Origin of the sequence: Candidatus Nanohalovita haloferacivicina, from assembly GCF_029232205.1 — an archaeon.
Taxonomy (GTDB): Archaea; Nanohalarchaeota; Nanosalinia; order Nanosalinales; family Nanosalinaceae; genus Nanohalovita; species Nanohalovita haloferacivicina.
In genome coordinates this window covers 1-20,390 of sequence record NZ_CP107255.1, presented here as the reverse complement: position 1 = coordinate 20,390, position 20,390 = coordinate 1, and the positions used below count along the sequence as shown (strand labels likewise).

Below are 20,390 nucleotides of genomic sequence, written 5' to 3'. Positions count from 1 at the left end.
TTAGAACACCTTTCTCCATCCAAAAAGAATAAAAAAGTCTGTTGTTACTTTACAGTTATGACACAACAACTTGATACCACAGCCGACATCCTCCAGGAAGGCCCGGAAATACTAAGAACAAAGGCCTCAGAAGGACGCAGATATCAGGACTGGATGGATGAGGACGAATTCGGCAACATATCAGGTAATGACCCTCACAACGGCAACAAAATAACTTTCTCAGAGGGAAGAGATGGTCAGCCAGGATCAATGAGAGAAACACCGCAAAACACACTATACCGATCCGCTGACTGCGTAGATATTCTTTATACCGCTGACGATCCTGAAGATACCGCACTCTTCTACATCGCAATGGAAAACGAAATGGACAACAACGATGCTTCCAGAGCAGTCGACTGGAACGAACCTACCACAATGGATGAAGGAGGAATCAGAGGCCTTCTTGGAGGAGACAAGCCTGTTCACTGGGCAAGATTCACAGGTTCAGAAGAAATCGAAGAATCCGCAAAAACAGTCATGAACCAATACTCAGTACCGGAAACAGGAGAAGTACCGGACGTACTACGAGAAAACGTACAGGGCGGAGAACTTGAACGTCAGGACGAAGGCTACTGGCAGAGCAACTCACGATACGACATTTAGAAAAGCAGAAAACATTTTCCACACATTCACACAGTAAGAAACAGAAATGAGTTCAGCAAAACACGTGAAAAGAAAGCTCAGTGAAAAAGAAATAGAGCAAATAAACAGCGCCGTAAACAGCTACGGAAAAGAAGTAGACCGCGAGACAGAGATACTGACAGTAAAAATAGATCCCGAAGACGACGGCCTGCTAAAACACCAGGACGAATACTTCTCAATCAAAGGCCCTGAAACAGCCGAAGAATACCCTACAGACGATGGAATCTACCCAGAGCTCGACACATACGAACACGAAGGCCCAGTATTCTTCAACGAAGACGAAAGAAGAGAACTCGACAGAGAATCAAACATTCTCATAGGAGACCATTCCCAAACACGCAACCACGACACCAACGGATGGAACATCGTCAACAGAAGAATGGACGGAGTAAACGCATACATAACCGCAAACAGAAGCGTAGTCAAGATAGTAAACTTCGACGAAGACAAAGAACTAACCTTGAATATAGATGGAGAAAAATACGAAATATAGAAAATTTAGAGGAGAAAAAGGCCTCTAAATCATGTCTTCTTCAGAGACAATCACAAAGTCCCCAATAGACTTCACAGCAGAGAAAGGTACCAGGTTACGGCCCTTCCTGTCCTCCTGAAGACTCTGCTCGGAAATATGCTCCGTAGTATCAGTAATTAGTATATTCATCAGCTCTCCAGTATCAGATACAAACGAAAGATCATCTACCTCACCGAATTTTTTACCATGTTCTTCAGAAACAATCGTCTTGCCTCTAATCTCAGTTCCACGCGGATTATTTGCCATTTTCAGTTCGCCTAAGTATTTATGAGCAACTCATAATTAAAAACTTTGTATGCCGAGAGTCTTCTCAGCCATCGAAATAGAGCAAACCGAAGCCCTCAACAAACTAAAACAGGTCAGAAACGAGACAGACCTCGGATTCAAACCAGTACCCACAGAAAAAATGCACATCACACTACAATTCTTCAAAAACACAGACAAACAGGAGATAAAGAAGATCGAACAGGCCCTCAACAACGTACAACAAGAACCTTTCAACGTCGAAATCAGAGGTCTCGGCGCATTTCCATCAAAAAACCATGTCAGAGTAATCTGGGCCGGCATCAACTCCGAAAAAATATTCGACCTACATAACCAGGTCTCTCAGCACGAAGTACCTGACTCAAGCCAGCACGAATTCGAACCACATATCACACTCCACAGAGTCAAAAAACTGAGAAAAGGCCAGAAAAAGACGCTGCACGAAAAATTCGAAAAATACCAGGGCCGGAAAATAGCAGATATCAAAGTCGATAAAGTCAAACTTTTCGAAAGCGTTCTGAAAGAAAACGGCCCCCACTACAGAAAACTCAAAGTGAAGAAACTGGAATGAACAACTACCAGAAATACTTTCTCACAGCCTGCATAGGCCTTCTCACACTATACCTTGCAACCAGTATTCCACCGGAGAAAGTAGAAATATCGGAAGTGAGGCCTTCGATGGCTGGAGAAAAAGTCAGAGTTACTGGAGAAGTAGCCAATCCAGCCGGAAGAAACCACTTTTTCTTCACACTGAAAAATCGAGAAAAAAGTATCGAGGCCGTAAAATTCGATAAAAGGCCTTCACACGCTCAGGGAGAAAAAGTAACTCTGGAAGGAGAAGTTTCCATGTACAGAGGAGAACTCCAGATAATAGTTGACAGAATCAAGAATCGGTAACATGGTTTAAATCCTGAGGCCTATTCATACAGTATGATCGGAATCCTACTCCTGCTGGCAATGATAGTACTACCATTCACAGATCTATACATACTTGTACAGCTAGCAGGAATGCTCGGATTCTGGCAGACACTGGCCATCGTCGTAGTAACAGGCATAGTCGGCGCAACAATAGTCAAAAGAGAAGGCCGTCACGTACTCAAAAAACTACAGAGATCAGTCACAGCAGGAGAAATAAGCCGAAACGTAGCAGAGGGCGCACTACTAGTCATAGCAGGTCTACTACTCATTTCACCAGGAATAATAACCGACGCAATCGGATTCCTGCTGGCATTCAGGCCTCTAAGAGAAAGACTGGTCGCAAGATACATCAAAGGAAACACAGGAAACATAGAAATCGAATTCTACAGCCTCTAACCTTTCCTCAGAGAAGCAAACACTGAAAGAGCAAGAACTGCAAGGCCTAACTCCGAAGGAACAGCCAATCCGAACTGAGAAAGGCCTATCAGACAGAGAACCATCGCACCTCCTCTCCGAATATAATCAAGATCCATTCTCTCAATATCAATCAATGAGGCCAGATAAAGAACACCTACAGCCATAGCAGCAGTTCCAAGCGCAGGAACCACGTACTCCAATGATGGAGCAGCCGCCGCAGGACTCTGAACCGAAACAACAAGGCCTGTAACCACTATAGCAGGCACAGGGAACTTCTCAGCATGATCAAGCTCCAGGATATGAGCTGCGATCGCAATAATTGCAAGGCCTGTAGCATACTTCAAACGCTCCATATAGAACACTGAGGCGAAGACCGGTGCGATCAACGAAATTACCAATGCACCACCAAGCAGGAAAGGAGTTACCTGCTTAACCATTCTGCGGGCCTCTCTACCAGAATCAGCTGACGAGTAAAGAACTGCCAGCGCTCCTGCACCACTGAAAATTGTCAAAGCTACGTTAACAACATCTGAGAATGTCTGGATTGCGCCTGTAACGAGCAGTGTTGCGAAAACACCATCTACCAGCGGAAGACAGAGAACGAGCAAAAGCCTTTGGGCGCCGTCATCTAAGAAGTCCAGAACCATACAGGGAAAACACCGAAACGTTATGGCCTGGAACCAATTACCAGAAAAACTTGGACTTGGTTCCCTTGAAAGCCTTGAAATTAAAGAAATTGGCTAGCATAGTCTCTGACATAATATTCATCTGTGCAGTGCCAGAGCATGCTAAAATACTCATTCTATACCAAAACTTGGGCCCGGACTGTTAAAAACATTATTCCCAGCTACCTGGAAGAAATCTTGCTTGAAAGACTGTCAAGAAGACCGGAAATTTCAGTTACATGAGACTTCAGCTCTTCAAAGTCATCCTGAGAAGGAACCGGCTCAATCTCCTCTTTAACATCTTCTTTGGCCTCCTCAATATTATTCTGAAGCTCGGACTCAACTCTCTGAGTCTCCTCCTGCATCTGCTCAATCTTGGTCTTCAGAGAACCGATACTCTGATTAGCCTCGTAAAGATCAGCCTTCAGAGACTCTACCTTATCATCAACTTCATCAACTTCTCCTTTCAGATCACCGTAACGACGATCAATCCTTCTCTCCAAGGCCTTCTTCTCATTCTCAACTCTTTCATCCAGATCCTCTTTATCAACTTTCTCCTCAATCTGGACGTCCTGAACTCTTTCTCTAAGCTCTTCAATCTGCTTATCAGCATCGGAACGAATACTGTTCACACGCTTCTTCAGGTGCTCCTCAGCAAGACGCTCCTCTACATCCGAGAAAAAGTCCTCGAAAAGCTCATCCTTGAAGTCCTCAAGTTCTTCCTCAAGCCTGGACTCCATAATATCCTGAGAAATTTCGACCTCCTTCATCCTCTGACGGAGATCATGCTCATTGAGATCGCTGTAATCATCCTGCTCAACAAGAACTTCGCCGCCGTTATGGGCCTCCTCCAATCTGCGAAGCCTATCGTGAAGTCTTCTAATCTCCTTCTTCAGGTCCTCAGGATCAACATCTGGTTCATCCATTTCAGGAGCCTGATTCTTAGCCTCCGCCAGTGCATCGGCAAGAGAATCCTCAAAATCGGTCGAACTCATAACAGCCTACCCTGTAATTGTCAGACCTTGCTTAAAATATGAACGATAGAAAAAGAGGAGGAAAAAGAAAAAGGCCTACTCCTCCAGGAAGACAGGCTCTCCTTCGTCAAGAATCTTCTTATCGTCAAACCAGACAGTAGGCTTCTCACATACAGAATCCCAGTGAATATCACACGGATTCCTCCTGTCATCTCCCTCAGGAACATACGAACAATTGTCACCGAGAGCTACGTGAATAGTTCCCAGAACCTTCTCATCCTGCAAAGTATTACCGATAATAGTGGCCTCAGGATTCGTACCGAAACCGAACTCGGCAACCTTCTTCGAACAAGGAACATCCTCAAAGGCCTTCTCCAGCTCAGAAGTCGTAGCGCCTTCCTTGTTCTCCAGTGCTACAACCTTGCTGTCTCTGATCTCAACTTTTTTCGCGTCAGGAGAGAACGGGAAGTGATCGAAAACAAGCGTGCCCTCCATGTTAGCAGGATAACCGTTGGGCTCTCCAGCCGGAAGATTTCCGAACGCACCGGCCTCATGCAGAATACCAGTATCGTTATGGTATGTGTCGATCTCAACATCGAAACGCAGATCAGTACCGGAAGGTGTCTCAATCCTTACCTCATCAGCATCCTCAAGAAGATCATAGACTTTCTCGGTAATTCTCTTAACCTCATCATAATCGGCCTGAAGGCTTGAATTCCATATTTCCTTGCTGACAGTCGGCAAAGTAGCAACCCTGGTTCCGGCCTTATTTGCCTCCTTCCTTGCATTGGTGTGGCTCAAGGACTTGATAGTTGGTGCAATAACCACATCGGCCTCTTTCATAGCTTCCGCAACCTTCTCAGGAGGTTCTTCGCCATGGTTCTCCGGCTCCTCGTACTCGATGTACGTCGCCTCGACGTCCCGATCATCAAGCACTTCAAACAGTGCATCAATCAGATCTGCATCATTACCATCGTTAACAACAAGCACCTCCTCGCCATCCTGAACGTTTAAACATTGATTAACAATCGTCCTAGCTCCATCAACTAAACTCATACAACAAAAAAGAGGTTACAAAACTAAAACATCTTTCGGCCTCAACAGAAAATCAAGAAGCCTTCACATAAGTTCCGCGATCAGCGTCAACAAACTCAAGCTTACCCTCACGAGCAAGCCAACCAATAGCCATATTCACCTTTGAACGCGGAAAATCAAGAGAACTCGAAATAGACGAGACAGAACACTTTCCTTCATCCTCTAAATACCTCCAAACATAACCTGCGACTTCACCAATCTTATCCTCCAAAAACAATTCACCTAAATACCAAATAGCAGGCCTCGTTTAAATCATTACACCGATCAATAATAATCCGCAGCACTACTAGCAAAACCCTTCAAAAGATCAGCACGAGAACTAGAAACTTCAGAAGGCCTGTACGACACATTCAAAGGCTCAACACCTGTGCTGGTAGCGCCAATCACCAGAGCAGCAAGATAACTGCCCTGAACACTCGGATGAGAACCATCCGAAGCATACAGATCATAGAAAACAGTACCCGTCCTGTTAGCAGGACCATCCCTCGAGCTATAATCATAGGCCTCCTTAAAAGCCATACCTACCGGCGCAATACTGGCCTCACTACCGTTGTCCCTGACCCTGTAACGCATCTGCTCGTAACCACCTCTCAGATACTTCTGCATCGCAGTATAGTTCGGATAGATAAACCTGTTACGCTCATCACCATCCCTACGGCCCCAGGTCATGAAAAGAACAGTATCCGCACCACTCCGGTTAACAGCCTGAGAAAGCCTCTCACCGGCATCCATCGACTTTATCCTCTCCTCATGATCCAGACTGAAACCAATAATCTGGCTCTGCTCCTGCAAAACAACATAATCCCAATCATCCCCGAGAACACTGGAAATCCGGCCTCCACTCTCAAGATCACTGGCATGCTCCCTCAAACGATAACCGCCATAGGTAACAGAATCAACAGTAACAGAGCTCTCAGAAAAATTAGATGTGGAACCAACAACACTCCTGTAAAGCACAGGAAGATCATTCCTGTCAGTATAACTATTGCCGACAAAAAGAGTGCTCACATTCTCAACAGGCCTCGGATCTGCCTCATCAGAAGAATTAATTGATTCATTCTCCACAGCCTCACCCTCAACAGAAGAACTATTCAACTCATTACTATCAGGCCTTCTATCAGATTCAGAACTATTATCATCCTCATCAGAAACAGAAGTAGTAGAAACATTTTCTGAAGGATTATTGGCCGCATCAGCATCCGGTGTCTCGACCTCAGGCTCCGAACCAAAACTGAAATCAGAGACAAAAAGCACAGCACCTTCCAGAACAAACAAGACCACAACAAAACCAATCAAAGGCCTCAAATTCACCGGAAACCAACCTTCATACAACAAAAAATAGGAAATACAGGACTAAAAAACCCGGTAGAAGATTAAAAACCATAACCCCACTCAATAACTACAGAGGCCTCGGTGGCTCAGCCTGGCTAGAGCGGTCCCCTCGTACGCCTGCCAATGCCCAGAGCGGCACGCATCAGACCATGCACAGCATGGCCTACAATCAAAACTTGACAGGCACAGAAAGGGACAGGTCGCGGGTTCAAATCCCGCCCGGGGCTTGATTAAGAAATAGACGAGGATAACTTCCTAATTCTAAATTATGTTAATTTGCAATCCTACTCCAACTGAACGAGACCGTCTTAGCGAGGTATTTCCGGACATAGTTAACAACTCAGTTACAGGTTGTTTTTCCTGTTAAAAGATATTTGCAATTTTTATAATTCAGATAAAAAAAGCCAATATAGTGAGACAGTACACCGTATATGTTGATCAAAGCGGAAAAGTTGAGAATCTAGGCATGAATACAGGACTTGCCTTCTCAGATGAATCAGGCAATGACTATTCCAATGCTGTTTTTATAAGCAAAGACCATAAAAAAAGATTGAAAAAAGCTGCTAAAGCCGAACTAGGAAATCTGTCCAAATATAGAGTCAAACTTTTTTCAGTAGGCCTGTTTATGCTTATTCAAAACGACGTACACCGATTAAAAGAAGTCAGAATAGATAAAGAATACGAAGGAAAGTTTAAGCAGATAAAACACCATCTAAACAACTTTCTCCAAAATAACACGAAAACAGCTCCTAACAATTACCCAAAGTTCACCACGTGTGAAGTTCACAAAGAGATAGAAGAACCAGAATGCCATAATTTAGCATACAAAGCTAGAGAAAAAGACTTAGAACATCTGCTAGAAAGCGACTATAGTTTCCTAAAAGCTATGATATTGAAATCAAACAAATAGAACAATAGCGAGGAAGGCTCCCAACGGTATAGTATTAACGGGTGGGAGCCTAAAGCGCACTTCCGTCCACCTGATTGGTTACAGATGAACTGCGAAGGGCTTCCTCATATGTCTAGTTATTGTGGCCCACTCTTAAAAACTATCCTTGCACTATTGTGACTGATTAATAACAATAATCTTTTAACTGTTGTCTAAATTACGAGTGAAAAAGTTGATTCTTACGGCTTCCTCCAGTTATGACCTATGAGCACAAATCGAAAAATTTATTCTTTAGGAACGCATTAGATGTGTGACAAGGCCTCAGGACGAATATGATAAACTGGTGCACGGCACTCTTCTCAGAGGAGTTGATGAAAGGGGTGAGTATACTCAGGCTGCTTTTAGGGAGGACGGTGTTTTTGTGGATGTAATTAGAAGGCCTAGGGGATATGAGGTGACTTTTGAAACTGATAAAGGCCTGAAAGATGTTTATCAGGGTGTTGCTGAAAATTATACTCCGGAAGGTGTTGTAGAAGTTTTGAATGCTGAGGGAGATACTTATGCTCTTGACCCTGATGCGTGGAGTGGCGGGAATTATGAGGATTTTGTTGAGGCCTATATTCATTTTCCAGAGTTCAGTGTTGAGTGGATTGATCCTGGAGAAGAAATAGAGAAGAATTCTCTAGTGGAGGTTTTCAGCAATACCATTCATTTTGATATTGAGGAACCTGTGCCGGAACCAGGATGGAAGGTTGGAGAGGCCGTTACAGACGCTGATGAGAGCTTATTTGGAGAAGTTGGCCATTTTCTGAGGAATGGTTAAAAAATGCAATTAGAAAGAACTAGAACAGGCTTGACATGCAGACTTCGTGGACCGGGCCTTCTGACGTCTTCATTCCGCCTTTGACGTCTTCGCCGCAGACCATACATTCGTCGACCTCGACCGATTCCATACTATGTTATACGTATAGCTTGTATATTAATGTATCTTCGAACAAATGTTTAAGTTTTGGCCTATAAATTGTGTTTTATGAAAGAGAGTTCGGTTGATGATAAGGACTTTCGAATAATTGAACAGTTGTTGTCTGATGGAAGGGCCTCGCTGCGTAAAATTGCGGAGAAAGTAGATGTCTCTCCATCGACTGCGAGCAATCGGTTCAAAAAACTGCTTGATAACGGCGTTATAAAAGGGTTTGTTCCTGTTCTCGACTACGAAAAAATGGGCTACACGTTCTCTACGATAACTCATATCAAGTCGGAGCCTGGCGAAGTGACTCCTATAGCTGAGAAGCTGAAGGATGAGGCCTTCATCGAACAGTGTTATTCTATCACGGGAGATGCTGATATTATCGTGCTGGCACATTTCAAGGATAGAGAGTCTATGAATTCCTCTCTTCAGAAGATTCAGAGCATGGAAGGTATTGAGGAGACCAAGACAAATGTGATCCTGGAATCCTACAGGCAGGAGATGGACCTATAGCTCTTCCTTCGTCATAAGGATTACTTCGCTGGATGAGGCCGTTTCATTACGGTCCTTTCCTACCAGGTATTCTGCATCAAGCTGTTCAGCCTTTGAAACAGCTGCCTCGTCAATAGTTCCATCCATGATAACTGCATAACATTTTTTCTCAAGTTCGGAGACTGCTGAGACAGGCCTTTTCTCAACTACTTCTCCGTCCTCGTCCAGAGTATTGACTGCGCGAGTTCCTGTGAGTTCGGAGATTTTTTCTGAGAAGGCCTTTACGTCTTCTTCAGATATCTGTTGTTCGACTTCCGGTTCTTCAGTGTATTTTACGGGTTCTCTGTCTCTGAGTGCTGAGTGTACTTCTCTCTTGGATAGTTCCTCTACTTCTTTTCCTTCGGGAGCTCGGGCCACGTACTCTGGCTCGGCCTTTTCCTTGAGTTCTCTGAGGATGAGATCTCCTCCTCTGTCTCCGTCGAGGAATGCTGTAAGGTCTTTTTCTTCTGCGATTCTTTCGATCTGTGAAGGTACTGATGTTCCTCCGATGGCCAGCGCGTTCTTCACTCCTTTCTCCAGGAGGTTGACGACGTCGGCCTTGCCCTCTACAATTACGATGTTGTCATCCCATTCGACGTCTGGGCCTGCGACAAATGAGTGATAGTCTGTCAGTTCTTCCTTTCTGACTTCCTGTTTGATCTCGTTCATCAGTTTCTTTTTATCCGGTGTCTCGCGCTCTATATCCTGTAGAAGCTGTTTTGAGCGTTTGACGATGTAGTCTCTTTTCGATACTCTCAGGTCTTCAATACTGTTTACAGTGAGATCGGCATTGCTTGGGCCTATCTTTTCTATGGTTTCAAGGGAGGCTGCTAGCAGAGCGGTTTCGGTTGCATCGAGAGATGAAGGTAGTTCGAGTGAGGCTTCTGTGCTGCCGTCTGTTTGCTTGAGATCGAGGTTCATTCTCCCGATCTTTCCTTTCTCTTTGAGTTCTCTGAGATCAAGCTGGTCGCCAAGAAGGCCTTCTGTCTGGCCGAATATTGCGCCGACTACATCTGATTTTTCAACTATTCCTGCTATTTCGATTTTTGCGTTTATCATGTACTTTGCGGATTTCTGTGATGTCTTACCCATTGATTTCAGCCTCCAGTTTTCGATCTACCTCGTCCCGAGATAGGTCGACCTTGATCTTCTTCCTGCTGCTTTTGTGGCCGGAAACAATTCCAGGCCTCTGCCCCAGTATATTTTCCAGTTTGCTTAGTAACTCTGAATTAGCTTTCCCATTCTCGGCCTTTGATTCAAGATAGAACTCGGGAAAACTTCCTTCTTCAACACGGAACTCGTTGCTATCTGGTTTAACTTTGATGTAGAATTCTGTCATTTCAGGGCCTCCTCTCTGAGGATAAAAGTAGTGTGGCTGCCCTGTAACACAGATGATCATCCCTGTAGTCCCGTACGGTAGCACCTGCTGACCGAGGGCAGCCGAATTGAGGAAGTTACCTTCCTCATCAAACAATACGATAGTTAACCTTTTAGCTCTGGGAAAGTTTCTACTGGAAGAAAGGCCCATCGGTCGGCGGAGTATAGACCTCCTGACGTGTCTTTGTCTGGACAGGCTCCTCTCCATGGTATTTTCTGATGTAGTCGAAGTACTCTGTCAGCCTCTCCCTTGCGTACTCGATGTCGTACTCGATCATTTCCTCTCCAATCCTGTTCACAAACCATTTCTTGAAGAAACGATTCAACGGATAGGCGAAGATTCTTGGAAGCCAGTTAATTCCATCGGGAAAGCTGTATTTTACCTCTAGCTTTACCCAGTACTCGATCAGGCCGAAATCATTGTCTCCTGAGGGAGGGCTCTGAGTTGCAGGATTTGTAGTAAGTTTAAGTTTTCCATGCTTACTTGGAAGGTCTTCCTTTACCTCCATAACAGATTCAAACTCGCCGCTGTCCACGTTTTCATAGTAGAACGTCTCAGAAGGCTTGTCAAGCTCCATATTCTGGTTGAAGATGTACTTGTGGTCCTTGTAGATGCTGACAATATTCGGGCTTTCATACCACTCGGCCTTGTTCTGTATCTCCACCCAGTGGCCTTCAAAAAGGTGTTCGTGGTGCCAGATATCGTCTTTTTCGTGGAACTTGTCGTGTTCCCAGTCGCTGTTCTCGGTTTTCGGCGTGTGAAGCCAGCACATCATTTTTCCGAAAAAGCCAGGTTCTTCGTCATCAGACATTTTCTATCACTGCCATGGAGGAGTGTAGTGGGAGCTTCCTGTGCGGACGATACCGTCCTCCACTCCGAACTTTTCTCTCATCAGGTTTTGAAGCCGTACAACTATTTCCGAGGCCTCTTCCTCGTACTTGTGTATTTCTTTCGAGTAGAACTTGTTGTACCAGATTCCTACAAGTATCTTGTAAAATTTTGATCTCTGGAACTGTGTTTTCTCATCTTCAAGGTGCGTTGCATCGTAGTTTTCCTGTGGATACTGTGTAATTGCATAAGGCTCGAATATCTCTGCGTTTCCACCCGGATAAACAGTGATTACTCTTCCAGTAGTTTTTACCCTGACTTTTTTGATGTCATCAGGCCTTGAGTCGTGCGTGTAGATGCTTTTCGGAGTTTTTACTCTCCAGGAAAGGTTGAAGTACAGTACTGTGTTGCGGCCTTTCTCCTTGAATGCGTGCAGCCTTATCTTGTCTTTAGGGCCTGTTACCGAGAACTCGTTTCTTCCTTCCTCGATCCTGTCCATGTCAAATTCTTCGACGAGTAGATCCTTGATTCCTCTGTAGATTCGGGCCGGATCCTCTTTTACGAAGTAGTGATCCTGTTTGGAAAGCGCGTCGTGCTCGTATTTAACCACTGTAATCCGCCTCCATATCGTCCTTGATGTAGTCCATAAGCAGGTCTACTCTTTCCTCCACTGCGTGTTCGTAACCTTCACGTGTTTCCCCATACAGGAACTTGTCGTACAGCGATCTGTACGCGTAGTAGATCAGAGAATCCTGCCACGATTTATGGGTTGGGTACTCTGTCTCGAGCTTGGCCTTCAGCTGTATATCGAGTTCTGAGGCCTCTCTGTCGATGTGGAGAAAGATTTCCATGGTTTCATGGGTTAGATGGTCCATGCCGAAGACTGTGACGATTTTGGCTCTGATGTCTTTGCCGTCGACGTCGTTGTAGTATTTTTCTTCGTTCACCGAGGAGAACTTGATTCTGTCCTCAAGAAGCATTTTCATGGAGGAGTAGACTTCTTCCGGGTCTTCAACCTTGAGTGTAAGCCTTCTCCTGTCTACTTCCTCGGTGATATGCATGCCCATAGAGGAAACTTGGAGAAAGCGGGATAAAAAAGTATTATAGAAAGAGGAAGGCCTTACCGGCATTCCTCACATAGAAGCATTCCGTTTGTTTCCTGGAGGTTCTCGCTGTAGTTCTCACAGTTCTCGCACATACCCTCTCTGGTGGTCTGGCGCGGAGTGGCCTCTGCCTGCATCTCAATTTCCTCCCCCATGACCTCTGCGTATCCAGGCCATGCACGTAGAATATCAGTCTGTGTCAGGATCCCTACAAGCATGTCCTCTCTGACCACTGGAACTCTTGAAATGTCGTTGCGGGCCATTGCCATTGCAACATCGTCAAGCAGCTCATCCTCATCAGCTACTACGAGGTCTGTGCTCATTATATCTTTGACAAGTACTTCTTCAGGATCCTTGTTGTCAGCTACTACCTGGTACACGATGTCTCTGCAGACTACTACTCCTACGGCCTCTTCTTCGTCGACTACGACAAGGCCTCTGATTCCTTCTTCTTTGAGTAGCTGGGCTGCTTCTTTTACTGTTTTATCCTGTTTTACTGCGATGACTCCTTCTGTCATCAGTTCTTTTACCTTTACTTCACTGTCTATGCTCATTTTATTCTGACACCTCTTTTTCCTGCATGACTTCTGCGAATCCAGGCCATGCTCTTAGAATATCTGACTGGGTTACGATCCCTACAAGCATGTCTCCTCTGACTACTGGAACTCTGGAGACGTTGTTTTTCGACATTGCCATTGCAACATCGTCAAGCAGCTCGTCTTCGTCTGCTACAATCAGATCTGTGCTCATTATATCTTTTACTTCAGTTTCTCTTGCCTCTTCGCCATCTGCGATCACATCGTATGCTATATCTCTGCAGACCACTACTCCGACTGCATCCTCGTCTTCAATTACGACAAGGCCTCTGATATCTTCCTGCCGAAGCTTGCTCGCTGCCTCTACTACGTTACTGTCTGCGTCTACGGCTACTACGCCTTCCGTCATAACCTCCTTCAGTTTTACTTTTCCGTCCATAATGAGAAATGGAAGAAATGAACCTATTGAATGTTTCGGTCTTTCAGCTCGCAAACTGTTTCAGGCCCGTCTGCCTATCGCTTTTGCCGAAAAGACTCTGAATAGTCTTGTTAAGAATCAGGATTTGCTGCCTGATGTACGGGGATACCTCATAATTATCAATAATTCTCTTGGAAGGCTCCAGATACTTTTTGATCGTTCCCTCCGAGATTGTTAGAAGAACTTTTCCGTCGCATTCCGGACACCGGGCTGTAGTCTTTCCTGTCGGTGCGATCGTCTGATTGGTCATAGGTACTCTACGGAACTTCTCGTTGCAATCAACGCAGCGCATCTTCTGACTTGAAAACGAACGCAAGTTACCCTTGATATCAGGAATAAAGTGCTTGTCCAGCAATAGATCAGCCACCGCGTTTTCATCAACGGCCCGGATCCTCTCCCCCAATTTCAGCTGGTTGGTAGTCTTCTCATCCATATCATCCAGAGTCACGTACTCCGACTGAGAAGGCCCATCATCAATATCCGAAGTCTCAATCGTGTAGTCGTGAGAATACGGCTGATCGCTGTGGACAATATCCTCACCTATCTCGATATCTGTCTCAAGATTCCACGGCTCCTTGTACTTCTGAGTCTCCTCGTAAAAACTGAGAGGATAATCATCAACAGTCTCAACGGCCCAGGCCTCGTCGTCAACCTCGTCAGGATTCAGCACAGTCGATAAAATCAATGGAGCATCCATTGTACGCGCGCCTGTCATGTCAGGGAGGTATTTACGGGAGAAATTCAGTAATCCGTCCATCATAAGCAGTATAGCGTCTTCGTCACCATCACAGTTCCTTCTCTTGGCTGCATGCCAGTAAGGGTGTGCGTAAATTCCTTTTGCATCCGTGAAGCCGATTATACGGCCGACTGTTCCTCCTGAGGTGTGCGGTGCCAGGCCTATGACTAGTTCTCCTACCAGATCTTCTTTTCCTTCGGCCTCGTAGTACGGGTCCAGGCCGTAGAATTTTTCCAGTAGCTCGTCGATGTATTGAGTTACTCTAAGCATGTAGTCGGAGGCCGCCAGGCTCATGTCGCCGTCAGGGATAATGATGTCCTGCGGCTTCATCTCAAGTACCTGATCCTCGTTTTCCAGAGACTCTCCGTTAATATCTTTTTCGTAGCCAAGTTCTCTGAGCTTCTCTACCGACACACCGGCCTCTTTCGGCTTGAAGTGTGTCATCGGGATGTCTGTTGCGTCATATCTTACTGTTCCGTCTTTGTTGACGTAGAGGTCGTGCTTTTTTCTTAGAAGGCCTTTTTCGATTGGCTCGACTATCTTGGTTTTTGAGGTCATTCCACGGAAAGATTTCAGTAGTTCCGGTGGCCTGTTCATTCCGAGGTTTTCCAAGGCATCGTCCATCATTTCTCGGACGTTGATGTCGGTGTATTCATGTCTTTTGATCCATTCGTTGCCGCATTTTCCGCAGACTTCTGTTTCTTCTCTGTATGTTTTTCCGCAGTCGCTGCAGACCCATAGAGGTTCTGTTGGCTCTCCGCAGTCACGGCAGTAAGGATAGTATGATTTTTTCTCGCATTCAGTACAGTAGTTCTGTACAATTTGCTCTTTGACTATTCCCTTGTCTCCATGCATTGTCTGGTTGTAGGAAGCGACAAGATTTCTCATTCGGCCTCCTTCCTCCTTTCCACACGGGAATAGAAGCTGTGGCTTTCCGTTAAGTGTTCTGCGCTCTGCTTTCTCCGGTCGGCCCATTCTGGCTCCAAGGTAGTGAGGTGCTGGATCACCAAGCTCTACACCAGATATTTCCTCGACTGCATCAACTATACCTCTTCCTGACTGCGCTGACTCTACTACATCCTTATTATCTTCTTCTGGTTTGAGCAGAAGTTTGAGGGCCTTTAGATCCTGTTTTCTGACCTTGATCTGGCCTCCTTCTTTTTCGTGCTGAACAAGTAGATCTTCGAGTGCTCTTTCAGTTTTTTCTCCCTTGAGTTCTCCTTCTCTCATTGACTGGTATAGGGCCTGGAATTTCTCTGGTGATGTGTCTTTCCAGTGGTATGTCCATTTTGGGTGCAGCCTGATTCCGAGTTTGTCGCTAATCTTCATGGCCTCTTCTGGCGTAGGATCTCTCTCGGAGAAGTCCCGGCCTAGTTTGACGTTCTGTTCTTCAAGTGCCTTTTCAAGATCTTTCTCCCACCATTCAGACACATAAGGAGAAGGAAGAAGTTTCTTGCCGTTTTCCACGAACTCTCCGTATGTTACGAGCATGTCGCCCATGAAGAGGATTTCTTCAACGTCTTTCTCTATTTCTCGGGCCTCTTCTCTTGACTCAATTTTCTTGACGTCGCCGTTCTTCAGTTTGACGACAGGCGGATGTATTGAGTCGCATGGAGTGGCCACTGTACCTTTCATAGGGTATTCGGTCTTCAGCTGTGTTCCTATTGCGATAAATCTCTGGGAGATCTCCAGTGTGGCCGGGTGCATCGATACTGCTGCGAGGCCGTTGGTTCTTGAGTGACCGTACCGCAGCCTGAATCCTCCTTTTCTTCCTGGATGCGCGAATATAGGCCTTCCTGCGGTCAGCGATCCCAGGTATTTGTCGGATGGCGTGTATTTTGATTTTTCCTTGGCCTCTCCGTCGTCTTCCTCATCGTCGCTTCCTGATGAGTGGATTTCTTTCTGCAGGTCGAGGTAGTCTTTTACCCATTCCCAGTGTTCGAGGCCGAAGTCCTTGCCCCATTTCTCTATTCTTTTCTTGATCTTTGGGGCTTTCAGTGGTAGGCCGTCGAGGTATACTAGACACATGCCTCCTCTGATCTGGTTGGTGTCGATGAGGTCCAGGTCTTTGTAGTTTGATACTTCGATCTGTTCTGTTGGCGACCCCGTGACTTCGACTGGAACATTTTCCGCAATCATCGAGGTCTCCTCTCTTTCAGGATAGTACTGTTTTGCGGTTACACGGTTGTAGTAGTCGTCTACTTCGGCTGCATATCTGTTTACAACTGTCTCTGATGGTTTGAATTTGTCGAGGCCTACACCTATTCTGACGTAGTCTGCGAGAAGTACTGACATTGCGGAGGCTGTTCCTCCTGCTGAACGGATAGGGCCTGAGTAGTACATTGCCAGGTATTCCGTGCCGTCGTTATTCTCTCTTATCTTTACATCGCCGATTCCTTCCAGAGGTGCTGTTGTAATACCTCCTGTCATGTAGGAGACTCCTACTCGGACTCCGGCCTCACATGCTCTTTCAAGATCTTCAAACTCCGTGAATTCTCCTTCTGCAATCTCTCTAGCGATCGAGAAGGATACTCTTTCATCGTTTTTTCCATACTCGTCTTCCAGTTCTCTAATTCTTTCAGCTACTCCCTGATCTTCAAGTTCAGGGAATTTTGCTGCAATTACAAGTGATGAGGCCTTTTCTGCCAGGTCCTCTGCTACAGGAATGTCAACTCTCTGTTCTGGATCCTTGGACTGATCACGGGCCTCTTCCGCTATATCGTATGCTTTATCCGTTTTCTCTCTTATACTGTTGAAGTAGCTTTCTGTATCCATTTTGTGATCACTTTAGAACTGTTTGACGTCTGTGTTTCGGGTTTTGAAGTCGACAAGTGTTACTTTTCCAGGATCTGGTTCGTGGCCTACTCTTTTCTGGAAGTCTGTCTGTGCCTGGAAAGTTGATGATGCAATTACGTTTACTCCTTTGTAGCTTTCGTTTGCGTGGCTGTGAAGGTGGCCAGCGACGAATACATCTGGTTTATTTTCTATTACAAGGTTGTCACGGCCTTCTGGAGATACAAGGTTGGATCCATAGGTTGGTGCCAGGTGCCTTCTCTTCAGAAGGTCGATCATTACGTGGCTTGGATCGTCGTAGGCCTTCTCCCTCAAGGACTGTATCTGATCGATCTGTTCGTCGAAACTGTATCCATGGTACATCAGATTCTTGATACCCTTGCTTCTGATTGCGTGAAGCCTGACAGTCTGCGGGTTCTGTACCAAGTGCACATTGTTGAAGTCTGAAATAGTCGGTAGTGCGTCCTCAGCAATCCGTGGCTGTGGCTCTGCTAGACGTGTAATATCGTGGTTTCCTGGGCCCAGAAGGATCTGAATATGTTCCGGTACTTTTTCCACCCATTCCTCGAATCGCTGGTACTGTTTGTAGATGTCCGTGACCTCGAGTTCCTCCTCCTGGCCCGGGTATGTTCCTACTCCTTCAACCACATCGCCTGGAATTACAAGGTATCCAACGTTTTCCGCCTGCGAGCTTCCAAGCCAGTCAGCGAAACGATCCAGCCTCTTGTTCAGAGTATCCTGAGATCCCATGTGGAAATCAGAGATATAGGCCGCGGAGACCTCGTCTTTAGTGGTTTTTACTCCCTGTGGGATCGGTAGGTCAGGCCTCACAATATCGTCAGCATAGATTATATCGCCTCCAAGATTTCCTCTTACACCGATTACTTCGTCAGGAACTATTCTCTCTCCGTCTCGTTCATCTGCAAGCACTTTGAAAGTTCCAGTCTTGTCTTCAATTTCAACTATCCACTTTCCGGACTGTGTCGAGTATTTATCGTTTACAAGGCCTATAGTAGTGGCTTCGTCGCCTTCGTCACGTGATTCAAGCCTCTTGATAGAAGTTGCGGATTTCATCTCCATTCTCCGCATAAGCATGTCTTTCATTCGATCGTATCGATCGTTGTAATATCCCAGAAACTCTGGTACATCTTTTTCATCTTCAGAAATATCTGTTTCATCAAGGATCTCTACCTTGGTACGCATCTCGGACCTGTTTCTGTCGTCCTTGATTCTTACTGTCTTGTCCTTGCTGAACTTGGAGCTTGTTTCGTCAAACTCCTCTCCCAGATCAACTTCTTCGTCAGTAGAACTGTTGTCAGATGTATCTTGCTCTTCCTCGAGCTTTGTCTTCTCTACCAGTTTGCCCCCCTCTGTTTCATGTACAACTTCTTCCTCAACACTGTTACTTCTTTCCCTTAGATTATTTAGCATCATCTCGGAGACATACATCGGAGTGACATCAAGGCCTTTTATCGCCTCTACATCATCTTCTGTCAGGCCTTCTGCTGCATCCTTGCCTATAATGCATCCTTGCTGTGTTAGCTCTTTGAGTGCTTTTTCATTCATTAATTGCTGTACCCCCTTCTATTCACGCGCTGTTTAAAGGTAGAATTTTTCCTCTACCATTTCCTCCAGTTGAGCTCTTATCTCTTCCGGAAGATCAACGCTTATCTGTCTTGTACGGCCGTAACGGCCTTTACTGATTACTTTTGCATTGATTACTCCTAGCATGTCAAGCTCCGATATAAGGCCGGAAACTCTTCTCTGCGTGAGCTCTGAAACATCTACGTCCTCACACAGTTCCTTGTACTCGCTGTATACATCCCCCGTAGCGATCTCGTCCTCATCCTCAGTCATCTGTAGAATAGTGTAAAGAACCAGTTTTGACTGCTTAGGCTGTGAACGAACTGTTTCAACCATGCGATCGCGCTCGATCTTATCCTGGGCCCGATCAACATGCTTCTTGTAGATCTTCTCCTCCTCAGATCTCTCACAAAGCTCTCCTGCAACCCTGAGAAGGTCAAGAGCTCTACGAGCATCTCCGTGCTCCTGAGCCGCAAGGGCCGAACACTTGGAGATAACTCCTCCTTCAAGCTTGTCCTCTACAAAGGCCTTGTCTGTTCTCTCCTTCAAGATCTCTCTGAGTTCGAGAGCATTGTAAGGCGGGAAGATTATCTCTTCCTCCGACAGAGAGGACTTGACTCTGGAATCCATGTACTCTGTGAAGTTGAGATCGTTGGAAATACCCAGGATGGAAACTTTGGTCTCCTCTAGATCATCGTTGATACGTGTAAGATTGTAGAGGAACTCATCTCCAACCTTTTTTACTAATGCATCGATTTCGTCCAGTGCAATTACTACTACACCTTTCTGATCTTTCAGCGCGTTAAAGAATCTATTATAGATTTCATCTGTCGGAAGGCCTGTGCTAGGTACGTCCTCTCCAAGCTGTCGGGCTAGTTTTGCGAGAAGTCGGTACTCGGTGTCAGCTACCTTCTTCATTTTACAGTTAATATACAGTACGTTGAGGTCGATCTCCTGCTCATCCGCTACATCCTTCAGTTCTTCAGTAACGTGTTTTACAATTAGAGTCTTTCCAGTACCTACAGAACCGTACAGAAATACGTTGCTCGGATCATTTCCTTTTAGGGCCGGTGCAAGAATCGAGGCCAGATCGTTTATCTGATCATCACGATGCAGAATGTTGTCTGGCTTCCAGCTGGTGGTAAGAGCGTCTTTGTTTTTGAAAACAGAGTCTTTGTCGAGATAGTTTGAGAACATTGACTTCAGATTGCTCTGACTCATCTATCTCGTCCCCCCGTAAACAGAATTAAATCTCATTTTTGTAATCGAACCCCGTAACTTTCTACTTGAAATTAAGGTTTATAATCCTTCTCCAATCGAAGCGAAGGCGGTACCCCCACCCACCCCCTGATTTCATGTAGAGATTTCTATAAACTAACTATACAAAGATATAACACTGTTATATTATTATGTCGCTGTTATAATTTTATTCCGCCGTTATATCCTAGTCTCGGTCTCTAGATACAAATTCCACTCGAAATAGAGGGGTGTCTGGTCATTGGAGCTTAGATACTCGAGCTCGAAAATAGAAAATTCGATCTCCGAATGAAGTCCAGGTCTCCTGATGAAATCAACCTCTCAGTATTTGCTCGAAAATCTTCGCGCGCAAAAATCATCTAGAAAACAATTCTGTTCGAACTGAATCTAACAAAACTCTGAGCTTTCTTCTTTTGCACTGATTCCGGCAGA

At 45.4% G+C, this 20,390-nt stretch carries 24 protein-coding genes and 1 tRNA gene; 9 read left to right on the top strand and 16 right to left on the bottom strand.

The features are described 5' to 3' along the window. Positions 1-57 precede the first annotated feature (57 nt). Together HBNXNv_RS00125 and HBNXNv_RS00120 are read left to right on the top strand one after the other, a co-directional pair. Positions 58-642 (top strand): hypothetical protein, encoded by a 585-nt coding sequence (locus tag HBNXNv_RS00125; protein ID WP_347720806.1) that lies wholly within the window; start codon positions 58-60, stop codon positions 640-642. 46 nt (positions 643-688) lie between these two features. After that, positions 689-1,174, top strand: a complete 486-nt coding sequence (locus tag HBNXNv_RS00120) for a hypothetical protein (protein WP_347720805.1) — start codon at positions 689-691, stop codon at positions 1,172-1,174. 24 nt (positions 1,175-1,198) lie between these two features. On the opposite strand, the gene HBNXNv_RS00115 is transcribed toward HBNXNv_RS00120, so the two are convergent. Then, complete coding sequence (locus tag HBNXNv_RS00115; protein ID WP_347720804.1) at positions 1,199-1,459, bottom strand: PRC-barrel domain-containing protein; 261 nt, start codon at positions 1,457-1,459, stop codon at positions 1,199-1,201. Positions 1,460-1,508: 49 nt separating this feature from the next. Here HBNXNv_RS00115 and thpR point away from each other — a divergent pair, with 49 nt between their 5' ends. The 3 genes from thpR to HBNXNv_RS00100 are packed head-to-tail and all read left to right on the top strand — an operon-like array spanning position 1,509 to position 2,791. After that, positions 1,509-2,048 carry an RNA 2',3'-cyclic phosphodiesterase gene (gene thpR / locus HBNXNv_RS00110; protein WP_347720803.1) on the top strand — a complete coding sequence of 180 codons (540 nt, stop codon included), beginning with the start codon at positions 1,509-1,511 and terminating at the stop codon, positions 2,046-2,048. After that, positions 2,045-2,374: an exodeoxyribonuclease VII large subunit gene (locus HBNXNv_RS00105; protein ID WP_347720802.1), complete on the top strand. Its 330-nt coding sequence runs from the start codon at positions 2,045-2,047 to the stop codon at positions 2,372-2,374. Before thpR ends, HBNXNv_RS00105 begins: the two co-directional genes overlap by 4 nt. 33 nt (positions 2,375-2,407) lie before the next feature. Further along, complete coding sequence (locus HBNXNv_RS00100; protein ID WP_347720801.1) at positions 2,408-2,791, top strand: FxsA family protein; 384 nt, start codon at positions 2,408-2,410, stop codon at positions 2,789-2,791. Here HBNXNv_RS00100 and HBNXNv_RS00095 read toward each other — a convergent pair. From HBNXNv_RS00095 to HBNXNv_RS00075, 5 genes are all read right to left on the bottom strand, one after another. Further along, a complete protein-coding gene (locus tag HBNXNv_RS00095) occupies positions 2,788-3,459 on the bottom strand; it encodes a DUF5794 domain-containing protein (RefSeq protein ID WP_347720800.1) in 672 nt (223 codons plus the stop codon). The genes HBNXNv_RS00100 and HBNXNv_RS00095 overlap by 4 nt on opposite strands. A gap of 200 nt (positions 3,460-3,659) precedes the next feature. Beyond that, entirely contained in the window at positions 3,660-4,472 is an 813-nt protein-coding gene (locus HBNXNv_RS00090; protein WP_347720799.1) for a hypothetical protein, read from the bottom strand. 75 nt (positions 4,473-4,547) lie between these two features. Then, positions 4,548-5,507: an aminopeptidase gene (locus tag HBNXNv_RS00085; protein ID WP_347720798.1), complete on the bottom strand. Its 960-nt coding sequence runs from the start codon at positions 5,505-5,507 to the stop codon at positions 4,548-4,550. Between the two features lie 52 nt (positions 5,508-5,559). Beyond that, on the bottom strand, positions 5,560-5,757 hold the full coding sequence (locus HBNXNv_RS00080; RefSeq protein ID WP_347720797.1) for a winged helix-turn-helix domain-containing protein: 198 nt from the start codon (positions 5,755-5,757) through the stop codon (positions 5,560-5,562). 53 nt (positions 5,758-5,810) lie between these two features. Continuing rightward, entirely contained in the window at positions 5,811-6,827 is a 1,017-nt protein-coding gene (locus HBNXNv_RS00075; RefSeq protein WP_347720796.1) for a DUF4886 domain-containing protein, read from the bottom strand. A gap of 126 nt (positions 6,828-6,953) precedes the next feature. Between HBNXNv_RS00075 and HBNXNv_RS00070 the strand changes: the two genes are divergently transcribed. The 4 genes from HBNXNv_RS00070 to HBNXNv_RS00055 all read left to right on the top strand — a co-directional run bounded on the left by HBNXNv_RS00070 (position 6,954) and on the right by HBNXNv_RS00055 (position 9,247). After that, positions 6,954-7,105, top strand: a tRNA-Thr gene (locus HBNXNv_RS00070). Between the two features lie 185 nt (positions 7,106-7,290). Beyond that, on the top strand, positions 7,291-7,788 hold the full coding sequence (locus HBNXNv_RS00065) for a hypothetical protein (RefSeq protein WP_347720795.1): 498 nt from the start codon (positions 7,291-7,293) through the stop codon (positions 7,786-7,788). 289 nt (positions 7,789-8,077) lie between these two features. After that, complete coding sequence (locus HBNXNv_RS00060; RefSeq protein ID WP_347720794.1) at positions 8,078-8,590, top strand: hypothetical protein; 513 nt, start codon at positions 8,078-8,080, stop codon at positions 8,588-8,590. 207 nt (positions 8,591-8,797) lie between these two features. Next, positions 8,798-9,247: an Lrp/AsnC family transcriptional regulator gene (locus tag HBNXNv_RS00055; protein WP_347720793.1), complete on the top strand. Its 450-nt coding sequence runs from the start codon at positions 8,798-8,800 to the stop codon at positions 9,245-9,247. Here HBNXNv_RS00055 and dnaG read toward each other — a convergent pair. The 10 genes from dnaG to HBNXNv_RS00005 all read right to left on the bottom strand — a co-directional run bounded on the left by dnaG (position 9,242) and on the right by HBNXNv_RS00005 (position 19,922). After that, positions 9,242-10,357, bottom strand: a complete 1,116-nt coding sequence (gene dnaG / locus HBNXNv_RS00050) for a DNA primase DnaG (RefSeq protein WP_347720792.1) — start codon at positions 10,355-10,357, stop codon at positions 9,242-9,244. The two genes, HBNXNv_RS00055 and dnaG, sit on opposite strands and share 6 nt — an antisense overlap. Further along, positions 10,350-10,664, bottom strand: a complete 315-nt coding sequence (locus HBNXNv_RS00045; protein WP_347720791.1) for a DUF167 domain-containing protein — start codon at positions 10,662-10,664, stop codon at positions 10,350-10,352. Before HBNXNv_RS00045 ends, dnaG begins: the two co-directional genes overlap by 8 nt. A 109-nt stretch (positions 10,665-10,773) precedes the next feature. Further along, positions 10,774-11,454, bottom strand: a complete 681-nt coding sequence (locus HBNXNv_RS00040) for a hypothetical protein (protein WP_347720790.1) — start codon at positions 11,452-11,454, stop codon at positions 10,774-10,776. Between the two features lie 6 nt (positions 11,455-11,460). Continuing rightward, the gene (locus tag HBNXNv_RS00035; protein WP_347720789.1) at positions 11,461-12,081 is read right to left on the bottom strand and encodes a hypothetical protein; all 621 of its coding nucleotides are present in this window, start codon (positions 12,079-12,081) and stop codon (positions 11,461-11,463) included. Next, entirely contained in the window at positions 12,074-12,538 is a 465-nt protein-coding gene (locus HBNXNv_RS00030) for a hypothetical protein (RefSeq protein WP_347720788.1), read from the bottom strand. The genes HBNXNv_RS00035 and HBNXNv_RS00030 overlap by 8 nt, the downstream gene beginning before the upstream one ends. Before the next feature lie 53 nt (positions 12,539-12,591). Next, positions 12,592-13,128, bottom strand: a complete 537-nt coding sequence (locus tag HBNXNv_RS00025) for a CBS domain-containing protein (protein WP_347720787.1) — start codon at positions 13,126-13,128, stop codon at positions 12,592-12,594. A gap of 1 nt (position 13,129) precedes the next feature. Further along, positions 13,130-13,549 (bottom strand): CBS domain-containing protein, encoded by a 420-nt coding sequence (locus HBNXNv_RS00020; protein WP_347720786.1) that lies wholly within the window; start codon positions 13,547-13,549, stop codon positions 13,130-13,132. A 43-nt stretch (positions 13,550-13,592) separates the two neighbouring features. Beyond that, positions 13,593-17,099: a DNA polymerase II large subunit gene (locus tag HBNXNv_RS00015; RefSeq protein ID WP_347720785.1), complete on the bottom strand. Its 3,507-nt coding sequence runs from the start codon at positions 17,097-17,099 to the stop codon at positions 13,593-13,595. 12 nt (positions 17,100-17,111) lie between these two features. Further along, a complete protein-coding gene (locus HBNXNv_RS00010) occupies positions 17,112-18,683 on the bottom strand; it encodes a DNA-directed DNA polymerase II small subunit (RefSeq protein ID WP_347720784.1) in 1,572 nt (523 codons plus the stop codon). A 33-nt stretch (positions 18,684-18,716) separates the two neighbouring features. Beyond that, a complete protein-coding gene (locus HBNXNv_RS00005) occupies positions 18,717-19,922 on the bottom strand; it encodes an ORC1-type DNA replication protein (protein WP_347720783.1) in 1,206 nt (401 codons plus the stop codon). Positions 19,923-20,390 lie beyond the last annotated feature (468 nt).